Origin of the sequence: Paenibacillus sp. FA6 (assembly GCF_051550225.1) — a bacterium.
Classification (GTDB): domain Bacteria; phylum Bacillota; class Bacilli; order Paenibacillales; family Paenibacillaceae; genus Paenibacillus_AQ.
In genome coordinates, this window is sequence record NZ_CP188820.1 from 4683896 (window position 1) to 4703516 (window position 19621).

Annotated in this window: 14 protein-coding genes; 10 read left to right on the forward strand and 4 right to left on the reverse strand. The window is 42.6% G+C overall.

What is annotated here, in order from left to right; translation table 11 throughout:
* The first annotated feature begins 29 nt into the window (after positions 1–29).
* Both ACP8HI_RS21335 and ACP8HI_RS21340 read left to right on the forward strand, forming a co-directional pair.
* Positions 30–749, forward strand: a complete 720-nt coding sequence (locus ACP8HI_RS21335) for a response regulator transcription factor (protein WP_438348155.1) — start codon at positions 30–32, stop codon at positions 747–749.
* Positions 746–2104: a sensor histidine kinase gene (locus tag ACP8HI_RS21340; protein ID WP_438348156.1), complete on the forward strand. Its 1359-nt coding sequence runs from the start codon at positions 746–748 to the stop codon at positions 2102–2104. Before ACP8HI_RS21335 ends, ACP8HI_RS21340 begins: the two co-directional genes overlap by 4 nt.
* A 67-nt stretch (positions 2105–2171) precedes the next feature.
* Here ACP8HI_RS21340 and ACP8HI_RS21345 read toward each other — a convergent pair whose 3' ends face one another.
* Positions 2172–3146: a Gfo/Idh/MocA family protein gene (locus ACP8HI_RS21345; protein ID WP_438348157.1), complete on the reverse strand. Its 975-nt coding sequence runs from the start codon at positions 3144–3146 to the stop codon at positions 2172–2174.
* Between the two features lie 129 nt (positions 3147–3275).
* Here ACP8HI_RS21345 and ACP8HI_RS21350 point away from each other — a divergent pair, with 129 nt between their 5' ends.
* Both ACP8HI_RS21350 and ACP8HI_RS21355 read left to right on the forward strand, forming a co-directional pair.
* Positions 3276–5033, forward strand: coding sequence for a sensor histidine kinase (locus ACP8HI_RS21350; protein ID WP_438348158.1), 1758 nt, complete (start codon positions 3276–3278; stop codon positions 5031–5033).
* The gene (locus ACP8HI_RS21355; protein ID WP_438348159.1) at positions 5033–6631 is read left to right on the forward strand and encodes a response regulator transcription factor; all 1599 of its coding nucleotides are present in this window, start codon (positions 5033–5035) and stop codon (positions 6629–6631) included. Before ACP8HI_RS21350 ends, ACP8HI_RS21355 begins: the two co-directional genes overlap by 1 nt.
* Positions 6632–6718: 87 nt before the next feature.
* Here the strand turns inward: ACP8HI_RS21355 and ACP8HI_RS21360 are convergent, their stop codons facing one another.
* Entirely contained in the window at positions 6719–8140 is a 1422-nt protein-coding gene (locus ACP8HI_RS21360) for a carbohydrate ABC transporter substrate-binding protein (RefSeq protein WP_438348160.1), read from the reverse strand.
* 341 nt (positions 8141–8481) lie between these two features.
* Here ACP8HI_RS21360 and ACP8HI_RS21365 point away from each other — a divergent pair, with 341 nt between their 5' ends.
* The 5 genes from ACP8HI_RS21365 (at position 8482) to gnpA (ending at position 14295) form a co-directional block, all read left to right on the forward strand.
* A complete protein-coding gene (locus ACP8HI_RS21365) occupies positions 8482–9849 on the forward strand; it encodes a carbohydrate ABC transporter substrate-binding protein (protein ID WP_438348161.1) in 1368 nt (455 codons plus the stop codon).
* Between the two features lie 271 nt (positions 9850–10120).
* Entirely contained in the window at positions 10121–11014 is an 894-nt protein-coding gene (locus ACP8HI_RS21370) for a carbohydrate ABC transporter permease (RefSeq protein ID WP_438348162.1), read from the forward strand.
* A 12-nt stretch (positions 11015–11026) separates the two neighbouring features.
* The gene (locus tag ACP8HI_RS21375; RefSeq protein ID WP_438348163.1) at positions 11027–11920 is read left to right on the forward strand and encodes a carbohydrate ABC transporter permease; all 894 of its coding nucleotides are present in this window, start codon (positions 11027–11029) and stop codon (positions 11918–11920) included.
* Between the two features lie 9 nt (positions 11921–11929).
* Positions 11930–12109: a DUF6903 family protein gene (locus ACP8HI_RS21380; protein ID WP_438348164.1), complete on the forward strand. Its 180-nt coding sequence runs from the start codon at positions 11930–11932 to the stop codon at positions 12107–12109.
* 17 nt (positions 12110–12126) lie between these two features.
* On the forward strand, positions 12127–14295 hold the full coding sequence (gene gnpA / locus ACP8HI_RS21385; protein ID WP_438348165.1) for a 1,3-beta-galactosyl-N-acetylhexosamine phosphorylase: 2169 nt from the start codon (positions 12127–12129) through the stop codon (positions 14293–14295).
* Positions 14296–14392: 97 nt separating this feature from the next.
* On the opposite strand, the gene ACP8HI_RS21390 is transcribed toward gnpA, so the two are convergent.
* Entirely contained in the window at positions 14393–14764 is a 372-nt protein-coding gene (locus ACP8HI_RS21390; protein WP_438348166.1) for a VOC family protein, read from the reverse strand.
* Positions 14765–14978: 214 nt separating this feature from the next.
* Here ACP8HI_RS21390 and ACP8HI_RS21395 point away from each other — a divergent pair, with 214 nt between their 5' ends.
* A complete protein-coding gene (locus tag ACP8HI_RS21395; protein WP_438348167.1) occupies positions 14979–16130 on the forward strand; it encodes a stalk domain-containing protein in 1152 nt (383 codons plus the stop codon).
* 105 nt (positions 16131–16235) lie between these two features.
* On the opposite strand, the gene ACP8HI_RS21400 is transcribed toward ACP8HI_RS21395, so the two are convergent.
* Complete coding sequence (locus ACP8HI_RS21400; protein WP_438348168.1) at positions 16236–19298, reverse strand: S-layer homology domain-containing protein; 3063 nt, start codon at positions 19296–19298, stop codon at positions 16236–16238.
* Between the last annotated feature and the right edge of the window lie 323 nt (positions 19299–19621).

A 19621-nucleotide genomic window follows, 5' to 3' on the forward strand; every position in this document is an offset into this window, starting at 1 on the left:
GGAGAAACAATCTGGGGGTAACATCATTCATGAACAACAACTATCTCATCGCCGTAGTGGACGATGACCTACATATACGTAATCTTGTGGAAGCCTATTTACAAAAAGATCATTACAGAACGATCGGCCTCGGTAGTGCAGAGGAAGCTTGGACTTTATGGCAGACCAACCCACCGGATATGTGGGTGCTCGATATCATGCTTCCTGGCATGGATGGGTATGAATTTTGCAGACGGATTCGCAATGAGACAGAAGTACCGATCATTATGATTTCTGCAAGAGATAATGAAGTGGATAAAATACTAGGTTTGGAACTTGGGAGCGACGATTATATGGTCAAGCCGTTTAGCCCTCGCGAGCTGGTAGCACGCATTAAACGCCAGCTCCAGCGGACCTATAAAATGAGTGTCCTGACGGAAGAATCCAATCTCTCCATAACCCCTGTCCGCCTCGAAGTTGGTCAGCTTCAACTGTTGCTAGAGGAAAGACGCGTGTTCTGGTGTGGAGAGGAAGTAGAACTAACGGGTAAGGAATTCACGATGCTAAGAGTGTTCGCTGAGTCACCGAACCGTGCATTTACTAGGGACGAGCTACTAACATCTGTGTGGGGAGACGATTATTTCGGAAGCGACCGCGCCGTCGATCATTTAATTAAGCGGATGCGCAAAAAGTTAGAACACGTTCCGATCGAAGCTGTATGGGGACATGGCTATCGCATGAGAACAGAAGGGGAGGGAACAGGCGAATGAAGCTAGTACATCAGATTAATTTGGCTTTTGGCATAGCGCTCGTCTTGATGCTTTCCGTTACGGCTGTGGTGATCCATCATGTGTTGTTAGATCATTTTATGGGAGCACAGAAAGAAGAGTTAAAGACCATGAGCGTCGCAATGACGGCCACGTTAAGTCAGGGAAGCATGAGTCAAATGATTCCCTTAGATAAAACAATCTCATTACCGGCAACCATCTATCCTGCAACCAGTGTGGAGGCTATTCTAACCGATAAAACAGGAATGGTAGTGTCCACATCTGTACCTATGGATAACATCGAGATCATCTTGGGCACTTCAATGACTGATATCTCTAGTCTACAGAACATTTGGGACGGGACGGACAAACGCTTTATTACTGAAGTGAAGGCAACCCCCCAAGGAACGCTGACTCTCCTAACTCCTGTAAGCAAGGTCAGAGCCATTGAAGAAGCTCTACTTAAAAGACTGCTCATCGTTTTCTTTGTGGCAGGGGTGCTCATGTTCCTCTTTAGTCTATTTATTACGAAAAAGCTGATCCAACCGCTGATGAGTCTGCGGATAGAGCTAAAAAAGGTGAAAGAGCGTCACTTTTCAGATGTTAAATTGATCAAGGCTGGGGGTGAAATTGGGTCTGTCGCTCAATCCGTATATGATATGGCTGGTGAATTGAAGCGGTTTAATCATGTACAGAAGCAATTTTTTCAGAATGCCTCCCACGAATTGAAGACACCTCTAATGTCTATCTCTGGATATGCTGAAGGGATCAAAGATGGCATCTTCGAAGGGGATAGTGTCCATAAGGGCCTCGACATTATTATGAGTGAGAGCGCCCGGTTGAAGAATCTCGTTACGGAAATGACGCTACTTGCGAAGCTGGACAGCGAGGAAGATATATTCAAAACTACGGAAGTTTGTCTGAAGGACCTGCTCATAGAAACCATTGAACGTATGAACCCTCTTTTGGTCAAAAAAGGGCTGAACCTACATACGACATACGATGATCACCAGCCGCTCATGATCCGTGCCGATAGGGATAAGCTGTTGCAAGCACTAATCAATGTCGTCTCTAACGCTACCCGATATGCGAATCAACATATTTATATTCATGCTGCACTCAAGGATGGGCGCGTTGAAATCTCAATTAGCGATGATGGCCCGGGAATATCGGAAGATTTACTTCCTTATCTATTCCATCGGTTTGTAAAAGGAAAAGACGGTGAATCCGGACTCGGATTAGCTATATCCCGTGCGATCATCGAACGCTGCGAAGGTCTGATTACGGCAGGAAACCGTCCGGAAGGCGGAGCGGTGATTTCGATTGGGTTCCACTCATCCCACAGATCTAATTCGTAGAGCGCATCCTTGAACCTTCGAAAAGGTTTGGAACCATTAAGTATGATCTATCTCATGCTTATATTCATTATTTCGCTTGAGGTAAATCCGGTAGTACGACAGTGACACTACAACCCAACTCGCTTGATAAATTGGCATAATGCACAAGCGCTTGAGTATGCAGATAGTCCCTTCCGCTCGATTCTACTTCATGGCCAAGCTCTAGTAATGTCAGAAACTCGCTGAGTATATCCGCTTCGTTCACGTCCGTGAAGTCAGAAATAACTTGTAATCCGTTATCTCCGTAAATGCTAATTTCTTTATCCGATAGTATCATGACGCCTTTCGTACCCTCAATCCGCCAATCCCCGCTCCATGGCGTCTCTGGACCTTGTGACGCTATAGTAGCTGCATAACTAGCAATAATACCCCCATCCATTTCAACTATCGCATTCCCATTAAGGACAGCCCCTTCCTCTTGCCAGCTGCCAATGGGATTGTATAATTTGGCTTGAACCGTCTTCCCTTCTCGACCAGTCAAATAGCGCAGCATATCGAAGTGGTGAACGCCGATATCATCCAAAATCCGTACAGCATATTCACGTTTTACCTTGTGATAACGGCGGAACTGAATGTCGATCGACGCTATCTCGCCGATAAGATCCTCATCCAGCAGTTGCTTCATTTTGCGTACATAGGGGAGCCGTCTATAATTTTCAGCGATCATGAACGGAATATTCTCTTCCTCTGCTCTAGCCACAATCGTTATCGATTCCAAATAATCAAATGAGATCGGCTTCTCGCAGAGCACAGAGATTCCTTTGTCAAATGCCGCATGATTCACTTTCGTATGTGCGTTCGGCGATGTCACATTAACGAGAAAATCTGCTTGCTCGTTCGCAAGAGCCTCCTCCAATGAGGTGTAGAATGGATACGGCTCTCCCTCCATCTTTGCTTTCATGGCTGGATCTACCTCAACAACGGCTACTAACAATCCTCTGTCTCGCAATCTTTTGTACCAACTATATCCAGCGCGTCCTAGACCAACTAATATTGCTCTCATCGCTTATTCTCCTCCCGCTAGACGATTCTATTATCTTTATGGATTATTCTATCCAACTGTATAAAGACACACAAGCTATTCTTGAGACCTATGATAAACTAAACTTAACCCACTGGAGGAGGTCATTCTATGTTACGCAAATTCAAGATACAACATCGATTGATTGGAACCTTCTTAATTGTCTCTGTTCTTCCTATCTTCTTTCTTGGGTATTATGCTTATCATCTTTATTCAGAATCCATCAGTGACAAGCTAAGTAAATCTACCTATCAGGCCTTGACGTTAATCAATATAAATTTACTTGCTGAGCTTCAGAATTATCAATATCTCATTGGATCTATATCAACGAATGAATTTGTACAAGAGAACTTGTCAAAAAGGATTACTGAGCAAGAGGATCAGGAGAATGCCAAAGAAGCCGCTATGGATACTATTTTTAGAACCATTTTTCCATCACATGCTGTGAACGTAAGTATATTTGACACTGACCACAAACTTTTTTATGAACTTGGATTTGAGACAATCAATAACCAAGCCTTGGATAAGGCTATGAGTGATGTAGATACGAATACGCCCTATGATGGTCTTACTTATGTCAAAACCATTCGGTCTTACGATACCCTTGCCCTTGGACGAAAAATACATGCTGTAAATGATAGCTCAACCCAGATCGGGTATGCCTTTGTATTCATCAGCGATGATTTATTCTCAAAGAATATTCTATCAACCGTTGATCTAGGGACTGGCTCTAAGCTTATGATTATGGGACGAGATGGCACCGTGCTATCTGCTAGCGATAAGGAGATTCCTTTAGGAACACCATACACAGACGCTGAACTTATCCATCAAATTAAGGAGCAACAAGAGCGAGGTAGTCGATCCTTTTCTGGGCAGGTTAATAACACAGATCAGCAAATTTCGTACATCTATAATGAACAAATGGGCTGGTATCTTATTTCCATGATGCCCTTTTCCTACATTAATTCAGAAACAAGCAAAATAACCACCAGTATGACCGTAATTATAGGTCTTATCGTTATATGCTGTATCGTGATCATTTCTATTATGAACAAAAGTATTGTAAGGCCCATCAAGGGAATTATCACCTTCAGCAATCAAATATCAAATGGGGAATTCTCCAATCGTATTCAAGATGATCATGAAGATGAAATGGGCGTGCTTTCTCGCAAGATGAATAGTATGGTTGGTAAAATTGAACATCTGATGCATACTCAGAAACTCGATCAAAAGCGTAAGCGAGAGTTAGAGTTACAAATGCTTCAATCTCAGATCAATCCGCACTTTCTATTCAATACCCTGAACACGTTGCGATGGCTCGCCATTATTAATCAGGTGCCCGTATTAAGTAACGGTATTACCTCGTTATCAGAGTTACTTCGCAGCACCATTTTAGACAGTAATGAGGAAATCACGATTGAACAAGAGCTTCTCAATTTATCGAACTATTTTGAAATACAAAAGATTCGCTATGCCGACAGTTTCCAAGTTGAATACGCTATCAATGATGAACTACTCCATTGTCCCATTCCTAAGTTCATCCTACAGCCTGTTGCTGAGAATGCCATCATTCACGGTCTCTCGGAACACGGAAGGTCCATTAAGATTACAATCAAAGTTCAGCGAAAAGACCAGTTTATCCATATTGAAATCACAGATGATGGTAAAGGATTTGATACAAACACTTCTAAGAGTTCTGATAATAACAAAAAACTATCCGGCATCGGTATAACGAATGTAGATGAACGAATTAAACTCTATTACGGAGAAGAATACGGCTTATTCATTACTAGTGTTATTGGTGAAGGTACATGCTGCACAATCATCATTCCATATGAAAGCCAACTTAGACAGGGAGGTCAATCTTGATGTTTAATGTACTGCTTGTAGATGATGAACCTATTGTCAAAATCGCACTTCGTACGATGATCGCTTGGGATGATCTCGGATTTCCTATCTGCGGCACTGCCTCGGATGGGGTAGAGGCCTTAGCATTAGTTGAGACATTACAACCAGATATTATCATTACAGATCTTAAGATGCCGAACATGGATGGTCTTCAACTCATCAAGGAGTTAAATAAACTTAACTATAATGGAAAGATTATTGTCGCAAGCAACTTTGGAGATTACGAGCTTGTTCGTGAAGCTTTGCTTCTTGGTGCCGTTGACTATATGTTGAAGATTAGCATCAAGACAGAAGATCTTATTTCGCAGCTTCAGAAAACAGCCAGCCTCCTTCAAGAACAACAACATACATTACAAGAACAAGAAGCTAGAGAGCAATTTATGCGAAGCAATCTTAAGAGTGTAAAAGGCTCCGTTTTGAAGGAATATTTCACAGATACGTCTTTGGATCTTATTCATTTTTTGCAAAGCAAACCGATTGTATTGAATTTGGCGGATACCCCTAGTTATTTATTCTATATTACTTTTGATCGAGATATTTCAGCAGCGCATAGTGGCAAGACTGACATTTCGGTTGCATTTATCGAGAATATGATCCTTGATTTAGTAGAGACTGCCAATGATATTGAAGTATTCCAAGTTGAAGTCAACGGCATCATTGCCTTAATTTCAGAACAGCAACTAAAGAGCCGTCAGATCGAACCTATCGACTTCATCAACAAAATTCGTACATTAATTAGAATGTATATTTCAATAGAACCAACGATTGTATACTCTCATGAGGTTATTGGATACGTTGAAGCGAGAGATACATATTGTGCCTGTAAAGATGCCCTGAATATTAACTTTTATGATCATCGTCCGGTCATTTACGTGAATGAAGTCAAGTTTAAGGAAGACTCGATGGTTACAAATTATGTTGATTACTCAAAATCCATGATTAAGCATTGGCAGAAACATGATAAGGACTCCGTCAAGGATATGTTGAAAGCGTTCTTTCAAGAGTGCAGGCATCATTATATTCATCCAGATGTTGTTAAGTCTTTCATCATTAAATGTCTAGATTATATTCCGTTGTATGAGAACAAGATACAAATCGATGATCCAGAGCAATATGAGTACAGAAAGAAGAGTTTGCTTTATTGCAAAAATATAGAATCATTTTCAGTAAACTGTATACAAGCTTTTCAGTATTTCAGCTTACTAACGGATGTTCCTGCCGCTCCTGTATTTAAGAAAGAAGTATTAGATGTCATTCACTATATAGAGGTACATTATCAAGACAAGATCACCCTAGAAATGATTTCGAGTTATACTAATTTCAGCGAAAATTACTTATGTCGTATGTTTAAAGAACAGGTCGGAACAAGTCTGTTTAGTTATATCAATACTGTAAGAATGAACAAAGCAGCGGAATTAATTATGAAAGGTTGTAGCTATATCAAGGAGGTAGCTTCTTTAGTCGGTATTAGTGATCAATTCTACTTTAATCGATTATTCAAAAGACATTTCGGTATGTCTCCTACAGAATATAAGGCTCAACAATTACAAACCGACTAAGGGTACAGAGGACGATCACAGGGCTGTCTAGAAAGTCACTTAAGACTTTCCGGACAGCCCTGCCTCTATTGCCGTGGTCATTGTATTTCAATATTTACTGACTACCCTCTCCGATTCAATCTGAGTAAATACTTCCTCAACACTGTCCATCCATTGATCCGTTGTCATTTTACCCGTCATAATGGGGGTCATTGAATTCCTAAATAATTCAGTCTTAATATCGATCTTAGACCCTTTAGAAATGGCCTTCCAGTCTTGCAAAATGGTCGTTGCTCCATCATACGCACTGAACATTTCATATACACCTGGCGTTAAGTAAGGCTCCGAGAGTTCTTTAGCACCCTTTAGCGCAAATACACCATTAGATTTCTCAGCAAATAATTTGACAGATCGATCCGTGTAGAGAAACTTCAAAAATTCCTTTGCAAGTTCTGGATTGTTAGCTCTTACTGGAATTGAGAATTGTTCATAACTCGTAAGGATATAACGCTTATCCCCTTTATTGAATACTGGAACAGGGATCATGCCAAATTCGAAACCCTCTTCCCTAGGGGAATTCTTCATTTCATTCTCCATCCACGTTCCATTAACGATAAATATTGCTTTTCCAAGCATCATATCCGTTTGTGATTGTGTATGATTCAGAGCAACTGTACCCTCCATTAGATATCCTTCTGTACCAATCTTCGCGAATGTATCCAGCACCTTTTTTACCATACCCGTTTTAAAAGAGCCTGGTTCGTGTGCAAAAATTCTTTTTAAATTGTCGATGCCAGTTGCATTAGCCAATGAAGGGTACATGATTTCTTCCAAATAATCAGGATAGATACCTTGGTAAGTAAATAATGCTCTTTTTGTCCTTTTTCCATTGTTGTCGACTAGATCATTCTCTTCTTTCTTCAGTTCCTCGCCCAATACGAAAAATTCATCCCACGTTTCTGGCAACTTCCATCCTTTCTCTCGGAACAACTTCTTATTGTAAATCAACCCCATAGGTCCCGTATTAAGTGGGGCCAGATAGACCCTTCCATCTTGATATGGAGAGAATCTTGTGCTTTCTAACATGCCAGGAAGAACCATATCCTTCAGTAATTGATCGTTATCCAACGCTTTGCTTTCAAAAACGTCACTAATATCTAACAAGCCCTTTTCCTTCACTAACGAGGTGATTAGACCACTTTGCTCGGTGTCCACAACGACTAGAACATCTGGCGGATTACCCGCTACAATCTGGGGTCTAACAACATCTCCGATTCTAGGGCTATTGGTCATGTTGACCTTTACTCCTGGATAATCGGATTCAAACTCACTCACGATTTCATCCCAGTATTCAGGTCCATATCCACCTTGAAAGACTGCAATATTCAGTTCATTGTTCTTAAAATCATGTGAATCATCTGCTGTCGGTGTTGGACTAACTGCATTGGTTGAAGTTGAATCCTTACTTAAAGCAACCAAGCTTACTATCAATATCACTGCTAGTACAATGAAGCTAGCAACTTTCTTCATGGAGTCCACTCCTAGATTGTTTTCTACCATCATAACACTTCAACTATACGTATCCGCACCCTAACCATACATGAATAAAATAGACTAATCTATGTACAATATTATCTTTATTCTCATTAACTAAAAGTTATTAAGTATAATAATTACAGCGGGTTCGTAAGCGCTATCATCTCCGATTTGCAACTTATCGATAATCTTTGCATGTCTATGTACGATTCTATCTACATGAGCTAAACCTATTGAAATGCCTAGATCCAGGGGCTAATCTAAATTTACGAGAAGTCATTTACTTCGTGATTTCCACATCTTCAAACAAATAAAGATATAACAGGAGGGTTAACATGAAGAAGATTCTTAGCCTAGCGCTAACAACAGCATTGACACTTAGTCTTGTTGCTTGTGGTGGTAATACCAACAATAGTTCTAGTCCTGCCCCTAGTGATTCATCTACACCAGAAGTATCTACACCAGCACCAACTGAAACTCGTACTTTAAAGCTTGCCGCTTTGGAAACCGCTTACGGTGCTGATGTCTGGAAGCAAATCACAGCTGGATTCGAGAAAGTAACCCCTAACGTGAAAGTCGAAACAACCATTGATAAAAGTCTTGAAGATGTTATCGGACCTGGTATGAAATCCGGCGATTTCCCTGACGTTATCCATCTTGCTGTAGGCCAACCTAAAGGCCTAACTGAAACTTTCGTAAAAGATAATAACCTCACTGATCTTACCGATGTGCTGTCGATGACGGTCCCTGGTGAAAGCGTTACCGTGAAGGATAAGCTCATTCCTGGTTTTACAGATACAACGATTACGAACCCTTATGGTGATGGTAAGACCTACCTGATGCCAATGTTCTATAGCCCAACAGGCCTGTTCTACAATGCTGGCTTACTTGAGCAGAAAGGTTGGACAGTTCCTACGACTTGGGATGAAATGTGGGCATTAGGCGACAAAGCTCAAGCTGAAGGAATTGCATTGTTCTCCTACCCGACGACTGGATACTTTGATTCATTCTTCTATGCATTACTTAACGAAGTTGGTGGTCCTACATTCTTCACCAATGCGATGAATTACACGGAAGGTGTATGGCAATCAGCAGAAGCAACACAAGCATTTGACATTATCAGTAAGCTTGCAAGCTACACTGAGAAGACCGTTCCAGCCAATGCTAATAAAGATAACTTTACTAAAAACCAACAGCTTATTCTCGATAACAAAGCTATCTTCATGCCAAACGGCACTTGGGTCGTTGGTGAAATGGGTAAGGCACCTCGTGCAGAAGGATTCAAATGGGGATTCACTTCTCTGCCAGCTGTAGTAGATGGCGGTGACCGTTACTCCTACACCTTCTTTGAACAAATCTGGGTTCCTGCAAAAGCAGAAAATGCAGATCTAGCTAAACAGTTTATTGCATATCTCTATTCAGATGAAGCAGCTACTATTTTTGCCGCAGTTGGTGCAGTTCAACCGATTAAAGGTTTGTCCGAGCAACTGGAAGGTGACAATAAACTCTTCTATAGCATCTACGACAATGGTACAAAAGCGGCTATGGGCGCATTTGCCACAACCGATCCTGTTGAAGGTGTAAGCATTTCAGATACGGTATTTGGTACAGTGGATTCCCTCGTAACGAAAGCTAAGACACAAGCCCAGTGGGTTGAATCTATTACTAAAGCAAGCGATGCATTGCGCGGCGCATTGAAATAGATCAAGGCAACCCTATAAGTGCGTGTTCAAAAAGTCAGCTTTTCAGCACCGAGAAGATTGAATGAAGCTAGGGAGTGAGGAGCGGAGCGTAGGCAGTACCTACGTGAGCACCGGAAGGACCGGCTGAATTCAATCTTCGATGTCGAATACGCCTCCTGCTAACCTTCGTGATCAAAAGATGACTTTTTGAACAACCTCTATTAGATTTGTGAATCATGGTGGTATGCGAAAGCTACCACCGTTATTTTTACCTCAAGAAGGAGATGGGCACATGGAAATCAAGAAGGGACAAGGGCGTTTTATTTTCTTCTGTCTTGCTCCCGCCGTAATCCTATTCGTTGTGTTTCTAATCATACCAACAATCGATGTATTCCGTATGTCTACATACAAATGGGGCGGCTATACAGATGACAAAACCTTTGTAGGGCTGCAAAATTTCACCAAGCTTTTTCAAAGCGATAAATTCTATCAAGCATTTCAGAACAGTCTTCTACTTATCGTTCTAGTCACTATTGTTACCTTTGCTTTTGCACTTGTGTTCGCATCTATGCTTTCACGTGAGAAGCTCAAAGGGCAAAATTTATTAAGAATCATCTTCTATATTCCGAACATTCTGTCTGTCGTCGTTATTAGTGCTATTTTCTCTGCAATATATGATCCGAATAGTGGACTGCTGAATGCATTCCTGAATTTATTCCGTGGAGCAGCATCAGACCCTATCCTTTGGCTGGGGGATCAGAAGATCGTTATTTTCTCCCTTGCAGGTGCTATGATCTGGCAGGCCATCGGTTATTATATGGTCATGTATATGGCGAGTATGGCAAATGTTCCCGAAAGTTTGTATGAATCCGCCGAGCTTGAGGGTGCAGGACGAATGCATCAATTTTTCAGCATTACGATCCCGTTAATTTGGACGAATATTCGTACTACTCTTACCTTCTTCATCATCAGCACGATCAACATGAGCTTCCTGTTCGTTGTGGCGATGACCGGAGGTGGCCCGGACGGTTCCACTGAGGTATTCCTTAGCTATATGTACAAAGAGGCTTATACCAACTCCTCGTATGGTTACGGTATGGCCATCGGTGTTATTGTGTTCCTGTTCTCATTTGCACTAGCTGCTATCCTGAACGCAGTTACCAGACGCGACCATTTGGAGTATTAAGGAGGCGACAACTTGAAGAATAATAAACTCACACAGCGTGGTCTCAGCGACAGGCTCTATAAGAGCTTCATCTATATTGTGCTCATCGCCCTGGCCATCATCATTATCATCCCTGTAGCTTGGGCATTCATGGCCTCTGTCAAACAGGATATGGAGTTTTACGGCAATCCTTGGGTTCTTCCGCAAGGGTTCTATCTACAGAACTTTGCCGATGCTTGGCAGAAAGCAAAGATGGGCAGTTATATGCTCAACTCCCTCATCGTTACGGTGATTGCCCTTGGCCTTCTGCTCGTCATTGCATTACCAGCAGCTTATGTGCTTTCACGATATAAATTTAAAGGAAGCGTCTTCTGGAATATGATGTTTATGGCAGGATTATTTATCAATGTGAACTATATTGTCGTTCCGATCTTTCTCATGCTCAATAACGGTGACAAGGCCGTTCGCGGTTTTCTTGGACACCCTATATTTTTGAATAATTTATTCGTTCTGGCGCTTGTCTATGCTGCAATGGCGCTTCCCTTCACAGTTTATCTGCTGTCGGGCTATTTCAAATCATTGCCTAGGGAATACGAAGAAGCTGCTTCTGTCGATGGCGCAGGCTATTTCCGAACGATGGTTCAGATCATTATGCCCATTTCTAAGCCCAGCATTGTGACCGTGATCTTGTTCAATTTCCTTTCCTTCTGGAACGAATATATCATTTCGATGACTTTACTGACGAAGCCAGGCCTTCGAACATTGCCGGTCGGTCTAATGAATCTAATGGCAGCTCAGAAATCAGCCGTCGAGTACGGTCAAATGTATGCAGGTCTCGTGCTAGTCATGTTTCCAACCCTTATTCTATATATTCTAGTACAAAAGAAGCTAACCCAAGGCATGACCATGGGCGGGCTGAAAGGTTAAGGTGCTATTATGAGTGAATCCATGCACAATTTGTTACGTAGTTTATTGATACTCATTGTTTTTATTGTCGCTGTAGCACTCGTTATTATTGGACAAAAAAATATTGGTGCACCCGGGCTCGGACTTATGCTCTTGGGACTTGCACTTCTGATAGGTCTTCTCTGGTTCTATAATCGCAAATTCAAATAAAAAGGAGAGTATTTAACATGAACAAAGGACGGGTCACGATTCCAACAGATCTGGATATTATTCCTCAAACAAAAGAAGTCATGAAGCGCTGGGGCGCGGACGCTATACGTGATTGCGATGGGACTGACTTCCCAGCAGAACTGCGGGATGTCGATGCCAAGGTGTATTCCACTTACTATACTACTCGTAAAGAAAATGGATGGGCAAAAGAAAATCCTGAAGAAATTCAGCAATTGTATTTTATGACACCCTTCTATACAGCTGAGCAGTCCAGCCTTACGATCCCTCTAATGAAGGGACTTTATCCAGATATGCTGAAGGTGAATAGTCGTGACGATATCAAACGTTGGTGGGAAGTTATCGACCGTACCACAGGGGAAGCAGTATCGACTGAGCAATGGAGCTATAACGAGGAAACGGGCAGTGTCGTTATTCAAACCATCCCCTTCCATGATTATACCGTTAGTTTCCTAGCGTATATTATGTGGGACCCTGTACATATGTATAATGCCGTGACGAATGATTGGAAAGATGTTGAGCCTCAAATCACCTTTGATGTTCGTCAACCGAAAACACGTGAGTTCACGATGCAGCGTCTACGTCAATTTATCGAAGAGCATCCCTATGTCAACGTCATTCGTTTTACGACTTTCTTCCATCAGTTCACACTCGTCTTCGATGAGCTCGCACGTGAGAAATATGTCGATTGGTATGGATATTCAGCATCTGTGAGCCCTTATATTCTTGAGCAATTTGAACAAGAGGTTGGCTATCCGTTCAGAGCGGAATACATCATTGATCAAGGCTACCACAATAACAACTACCGCATACCGACGAAGGAGTTCCAAGACTTCCAAACATTCCAACGACGTGAAGTTGCCTTGCTTGCCAAGGAAATGGTCGATATTACACATGAATATGGTAAGGAAGCGATGATGTTCCTTGGTGACCATTGGATTGGTACCGAGCCATTTATGGAAGAGTTCTCCACGATTGGGGTAGATGCTGTCGTCGGTAGTGTAGGCAATGGTTCCACACTTCGGCTGATCAGTGATATACCTGGAGTGAAGTACACAGAAGGACGTTTCCTGCCTTATTTCTTCCCTGATACATTCCATGAAGGTGGAGATCCTGTAGGCGAAGCCAAAGTAAACTGGGTGACTGCAAGACGTGCAATCCTCCGCAAGCCGATCGACCGCATTGGTTATGGGGGATATCTGAAGCTAGCACTGGATTTCCCGGATTTCATGGACTACATTGAGAGTGTCTGTGATGAATTCCGTACGTTGTACGATAATGTACAAGGAACAACACCCTACAGCGTCAAGACCGTTGCCGTACTCAACTGCTGGGGTAAAATGCGTGCATGGGGCAATCACATGGTTCATCATGCTCTCTATCAGAAGCAAAATTATAGCTATGCAGGAATCATAGAGACGCTATCTGGCGCACCATTCGATGTCAAATTCATTAGCTTTGATGATATTAAAAAGGATCCTTCCATTCTTAAAGGAATCGATGTCATCTTGAATGTTGGTGATGGCGATACGGCTTATACCGGAGGGGATTGGTGGCTAGATACAGACATCGTAACCACTGTGAAGCAATTTGTTCACGAAGGCGGTGGGTTCATCGGTGTAGGCGAACCTGCAGCTCATCAAGCGAACGGAAGGTACTTCCAGCTGGCAAACCTTCTTGGTGTAGAGCAAGAACGAGGCTTCACCCTCGGTTATGATAAATACAACTGGGAAGAGCAAGATCACTTTATTACTGAAGACTGCGGTGTAGATGCAGAAGGAAATAAGATCATCGATTTCGGTGAAGGCAAGAAGAATATATTCGCTCTCGAAGGCACCACCGTCCTCCGTCAGGTTGATAAAGAAGTGCAACTCGCAGTGAATGAATTCGGTCGTGGACGAGCTGTCTATATCAGTGGATTGCCTTATAGCTTTGAGAATAGTCGACTTCTCTACCGTGCGATCCTCTGGAGTTCTCACAGCGACCATGAACTTCAACGTTGGTTCAGCGACAACTACAACATCGAAGTCCATGCCTATGTCAAGAACGGCAAATACTGTGTTGTAAACAACACGTATGAACCTCAGGAAACCGTCGTTTATCGAGGCGATGGCTCTAGCTTCTCACTCCAGATGGAAGCGAATGAGATCAAGTGGTATGAGATTTAAAATAAAAATAAGAACCCATTAACAATATAAAGCCTCTCACCCAATTTATGTTTTAAACTTAAATTGGGCGAGAGGCTCTTATTATATATAATTACTGTTATCGATGTTGATCGACAAGAATTTGATTCCCGTCTGGATCTTCAATTATAAAGTGTGAGGGTCCTTCATTTGCTTCGTCTGCTTCAGTCAGCATATTCATTCCTTTTGCTTTAAGCAGCTTTTGAATTTCTCGAATGTCCGTAAACGTATCGAGATTTTCAGCATTTTCATTCCACCCGGGATTAAAGGTCAGGATGTTCTTTTCAAACATTCCTTGAAATAACCCAATGATACAATTTTCATTCTTCATAATAAGCCAATTTTGTGTAATGTCACCACCTAAATCTTGAAAACCAAGGCTTTCGTAAAAAGATTTTGATACATGAATATCCTTTACGTTTAAACTTACAGAAAATGCGCCTAGCTTCATATTTTCTACCCCTTTTATTCAAATCTTTAGATAAATTACCACAACAATTCCCCTTGGATTATCCTACCTAACTATATCATCCTTTTTAGACGCTCATTTTATTCATACTGGTTGTTTAGGCTTAGGTATGTATGATACGATAATGCATTATGCTAATGATGTACATATGCTTAGTACAATAGGTCATTAATTATGAATTCGGAGGAATACACCCATGCTAAAGCACAAAGCTTTAACACGCATCACACTTGCCATCATACTTTTAACAACGATCTTCTCAGGGGTAGCATACGCCGCCTCTTCTACCAAGATTGACGTGAACTTTTATAACTTAAAATACTTCTTCAATGGCATTGAAAAGAAAGCTCCTGAGGATAACAAGGGGTTCATTTACAAAGGGACGACTTACGTTCCACTTCGATTTGTAGCGGACAACTTGAACCAAGTTGTAAAGTGGAAAAGCGACACATACACCATTTCAATGACTTCAAAGCAATTAGGGGCAGAAACTGGGGGTAACGTGACCGATGCTGAGCGTTTAAAAGAAGCAGAGCAAAAAATTGCTGAGCTGGAAAAAAGACTGAACGATCAAGGGTCGTCATCCTCACATGATGGCTGGGTCACCTACGAAACGAAAAACTTGAAACTACATTTCACACCGAAAGCCGACGAGAAGTTTCACTATCTTTACACAGAAGCTGAAAATATTTTGAAGGCACACGAGAAGTTCTTCGGCGCTAACACGCTAACAAAGAAAGTAGAGATATGGATACATGATGGTGACGGTATCTTCAAAATCGACACTGGAGCATTCTATAACGAGCAGCATAATGCCATTAAACTTGCGGCAGAAGAATCATATAACATGGCTGGAGATGATGCAGTCCGATTCGTATTTGCTCATGAACTGGCCCATGCTTACCTACATCAGAAATGGGATATTCACAAGCTTGGGTCAACGCTAAGTGGCAGATTAAACTGGCTGCTTGAAGGACAAGCCGACTACCTTGCTAAGAAAGTGCTTGGATACTCTCAGTATGGTTCCCGCTCCGATCCAGCAGGTGACAAGCGTGATCTTGCATTCTATAAAAATGAACTGAAAACACGTAATAGCGCTTCAGGATGGGCACCGATTAATTGGAGCAACATCAAGTCATTTGCCGACTTAAATGCATATCCAAATGAATACTTCGCATTTGAAAGCATGGTGTTCTTCTTACAACAAAACTACAGTCATGATCAATACTTAAATCTCTATAATGAAATAGCAAAAGGATCTCTGCCTTCCACCGCCTTCAAGAATGCCTTTGGTAAATCCGAAGAAACACTCGTTTCGGAATACAAGAAATACCTTAGCGTTGAATAAATATAGTAAAAACCCGACCACCTCTCGCGGTCGGGTTTTTCATGGTATTGGTGGAGCAGAACCATGGCTGTACAAATCCACAATTCTCCGCAGCTTAATCGTTATTTATTTGCGGTTTACCTCTTGCCCGGAAGCATGATCGATTGATGCTTCCTGAATTTCTCCAAACGCCCAGTGATCATTCGGGACATCCGACCATCTTGCGGCCATAGTAGTTAACGGACCTCTACCTAGCAATCTATTGAGCATCCCAACCACCTCTGCACGCTTCAATGTCTGCTCAGGTCGGAACGTACCGTCCGGATAACCGCTGATGATGCCAGTCATTTTCAATTGCTCAATGGTTGTTTGTGCCCAATGCCCTTTTACATCTGAGAAGCTTTCGCCGCCGTTTAGGCCGTTGCTTGACAATTTGGATAAGATCAGTGCAACTTCAGCGCGGGTAATCATCCGCTCCCGCTTGAAACTTCCATCCGCATAACCTTCCATCAATCCCATTTTCGTCACTTGCTCAATGGCCTCTTGGGCCCAGTAGGTCGAAGCGACATCGGTGTAAGTGATGTGGGCTTTGTTGGCTGCTTTCTCCGATGTTCTGAACAGCAGGGTTGCCATTTCAGCGCGGGTAATGCTATTATCCGGACCAAATGTACCATCGGGATAACCGGAAATATATGCTTTGTGTTGCTTCTCTACTTCTGGCTTCTCCACTTCTGGCTTCTCGTCTTTTTTAATTGGTTCACTTTGCTGATAACTGTCGCTTCCTTCGTAAGAAGGCGACTCCAGCAATCTCATTTCAATGGAGGCGGTAATTACAGTCGCCGTTTCATTGCCTGCTGCATCTTTGAGCTTCATGTACACCGTTTTGATGCCGTTACCTGCTGATAATGTCCATGTCTTCATTCCGGCAACCGGCTCCCACTTGCCCCAGCTTACCTCGTCGTTGGAGATCAACATCTCGACATTGCCTGTTCCCGGGACCGATGGAGGCAGCGCAGCTGCTAGTTTCATGGAAGCACCCAGTTCCCGCAGGATCAAATGGTTAGTTGACGCTATCTGTATCGGCTGCTTCTCTGCTCTTGACAAAATAATAGTTCCTATCCCATCGGGATCTTCGCCTGTCACCGTCAGAGTAACTGATACCGAATCGGTCGTCGCCGCTCCACCGTTAATACTCAATGTCCCTGTAGGAGCGGTTTTGTCGAATGTCACACTGTTACCACTGCTGTCTGTTAATGCCCATATGGTGTTATAGGTATAGTCGAGTCCAACCGCACTGATGACAATGGCCACCTCCCCTTCGCTGTCACTAGCTGTGAACGTATATGATCCACTGTACACGTTATCGCCAACACTCTTGAGGGGTGTTGCTAATCCAGAATAACCGATAAATACTTCCGTCCATCCGCTTAGCCCCCTATCAGTTGTAAACGTCACGGTCACGGTGTCGCCTACTTTGGCAACTCCGGGCGTCGGATTACTGCTCGATATGCTGTCCAACGTCACTTGCACAGGAAGCGCGTTATTGTATAAATATACCGTGACGGCATGTGCTGCGTCTTTGGTAGATTCGGTTCCTTTATCAGTAGAAGTAATGACAAACTTATAGGTTCCGTTTCTTAAATCGCCGATGTCGGCTGCGGCTACTGACCCGTCCGCAGCGCTCGTTCCAAGTAAGATGGGTGGCTCTAACTCATTAGAATCAACTGCCCCATTGGAATTACTATCGTTCCATAAATACGCTGTTACCGGCAAATTTGCTCCTACTGCATTCGGAGTGCTTTGGAGTTGATCCTGCGTTCCCGTGTAGTTATCTACAACGGAAAATTTAGAAACATCGACATCGGATCGGAGCTTTATCGGCTTGCTACCAGCAGCGGTCCAGTTACCGTCCACAGCAGAATAATTTAAATAAATGGAAACCTCATATTCACCTCCGGCCAGTTGCGTTCCCGTACTGTCCAGATTATCGGTGGAATAGCCTGTCCAATTCCAAGTCCAATCCTTCGGATCGGGTCCGTGCAGGACCGAAGCTATAGGCTTATGGATTGCAAGATTACGAGTCTCTCCCGATGGCAAAATATAAATATCAAACGTAAAATCCTGTCTAATACCGTTACTCCAACTACCCGCATGGTTAGATTCCAACCATTGAACGGAAATATCTCTGCCGTCTATACCAACATGAGTCTGATCATTGTCTGTGGCATTGCCGGCAGCGGCCGTCCCATAGGCTGCAAAGCCCAGTTGAAGTTCGGTTTGATCCGCCGCAATCTCCAGGTTTTTTAATGGGATTTTGTATTCGTATACTTTATGCTCATAGGACACCTTATCGGTGTACGTAAAGAATGGCTGGCCCCAAGCCGTATCGGACACGGATGCTTTAAACTCCTTGGCCCCGGAATTCGTTTTAACATAAACCTTCGTATAATCCGCATCCCCGTCAAATGTATTGTCAGAAGTAAAATCAATGGCGACATACAAATTGTCATCGTCATTCCATACCCATCCATACGTTATACCTTCTGGATGACCGGAATCCGGTACGGTATACTGCTGAAAGAACGGCGCTTGCGAAGAGATCTCATTTAATTGCCCGTCCATGACTTGATTTCCCCGAAAAGAGTTTAGTGTATAAGTATAGTACTCGGAATTGAGATCAAACTCCTTGTATAAATTGCTGGTTGGATAATGAAAAGGAATTTTACTGATGACTTCCGGTTCAACACGCCCATCGATTTTCAGTATACTGCCGGGATTCCCGCTAGCAAACTGCAAGATCACGCCGGATGCCTCGATATTGATTAAATCTTGGTCTGCAGCCGCTAGCTTGCGAACAGATGCAGCTGTATCCCCGTTTACCTCGATTGGAGATTGAGTGCCAAGTAAAACGGAATCAAGATGTGATTTCCCGCCTCCTTGCTGCATTATCCTGATTACCGCAGGCTTGTCTGCCTGAGTGCCTTTCAGTTGAAGCGATTTTTCAGATACAAACCGACCGTAAGTCAGATAGCCTTGCTCGATCCAGTCTCCGTCTACTGAAATCGAAACTACCAATTCTCCATACTCTTCATGACGATCGGCATGTACCGATTTGCTCCAAATAGGAAGAATACATAACAGCGCTGTAACAAGTAGCAACAAACTTCTTTTCATACTTAAATTGACCATAGTTTCCTCCTATAACCCTTATTGATGTCATGCCTCTGAAAATATGGATTTCCCATTATTCTCTTTCCTCCTCGAAGTAAAAAACTCTCCACAATCCAGTTCCCGCAATTTTCTAGATGCGGTCACTGAATTGCATTAATTGGTAGTATAACAGAGCACAATGAAAGAATAATGAAAGATCATTGACATGCTGTACACACTAAAGAGTTTGAGGAAAAAGCAAAAATCCACAACCTCCTGCGGTTGTGGATTTACAAGGATAAACATCTTTAAAAATGAATCTATAATACCTTGAATTACCTTGATCATACACTTTTCGCAAT

What these genes read in the sequence shown, in the direction of transcription:
- ACP8HI_RS21335 (WP_438348155.1), top strand. Translation starts at nt 30, where the DNA reads ATGAACAACAACTATCTCATCGCCGTAGTGGACGATGACCTACATATA.
- ACP8HI_RS21340 (WP_438348156.1), top strand. Translation starts at nt 746, where the DNA reads ATGAAGCTAGTACATCAGATTAATTTGGCTTTTGGCATAGCGCTCGTC.
- ACP8HI_RS21345 (WP_438348157.1), bottom strand. Translation starts at nt 3,146, where the DNA reads ATGAGAGCAATATTAGTTGGTCTAGGACGCGCTGGATATAGTTGGTAC.
- ACP8HI_RS21350 (WP_438348158.1), top strand. Translation starts at nt 3,276, where the DNA reads ATGTTACGCAAATTCAAGATACAACATCGATTGATTGGAACCTTCTTA.
- ACP8HI_RS21355 (WP_438348159.1), top strand. Translation starts at nt 5,033, where the DNA reads ATGTTTAATGTACTGCTTGTAGATGATGAACCTATTGTCAAAATCGCA.
- ACP8HI_RS21360 (WP_438348160.1), bottom strand. Translation starts at nt 8,140, where the DNA reads ATGAAGAAAGTTGCTAGCTTCATTGTACTAGCAGTGATATTGATAGTA.
- ACP8HI_RS21365 (WP_438348161.1), top strand. Translation starts at nt 8,482, where the DNA reads ATGAAGAAGATTCTTAGCCTAGCGCTAACAACAGCATTGACACTTAGT.
- ACP8HI_RS21370 (WP_438348162.1), top strand. Translation starts at nt 10,121, where the DNA reads ATGGAAATCAAGAAGGGACAAGGGCGTTTTATTTTCTTCTGTCTTGCT.
- ACP8HI_RS21380 (WP_438348164.1), top strand. Translation starts at nt 11,930, where the DNA reads ATGAGTGAATCCATGCACAATTTGTTACGTAGTTTATTGATACTCATT.
- gnpA (WP_438348165.1), top strand. Translation starts at nt 12,127, where the DNA reads ATGAACAAAGGACGGGTCACGATTCCAACAGATCTGGATATTATTCCT.
- ACP8HI_RS21390 (WP_438348166.1), bottom strand. Translation starts at nt 14,764, where the DNA reads ATGAAGCTAGGCGCATTTTCTGTAAGTTTAAACGTAAAGGATATTCAT.
- ACP8HI_RS21395 (WP_438348167.1), top strand. Translation starts at nt 14,979, where the DNA reads ATGCTAAAGCACAAAGCTTTAACACGCATCACACTTGCCATCATACTT.
- ACP8HI_RS21400 (WP_438348168.1), bottom strand. Translation starts at nt 19,298, where the DNA reads ATGGTCAATTTAAGTATGAAAAGAAGTTTGTTGCTACTTGTTACAGCG.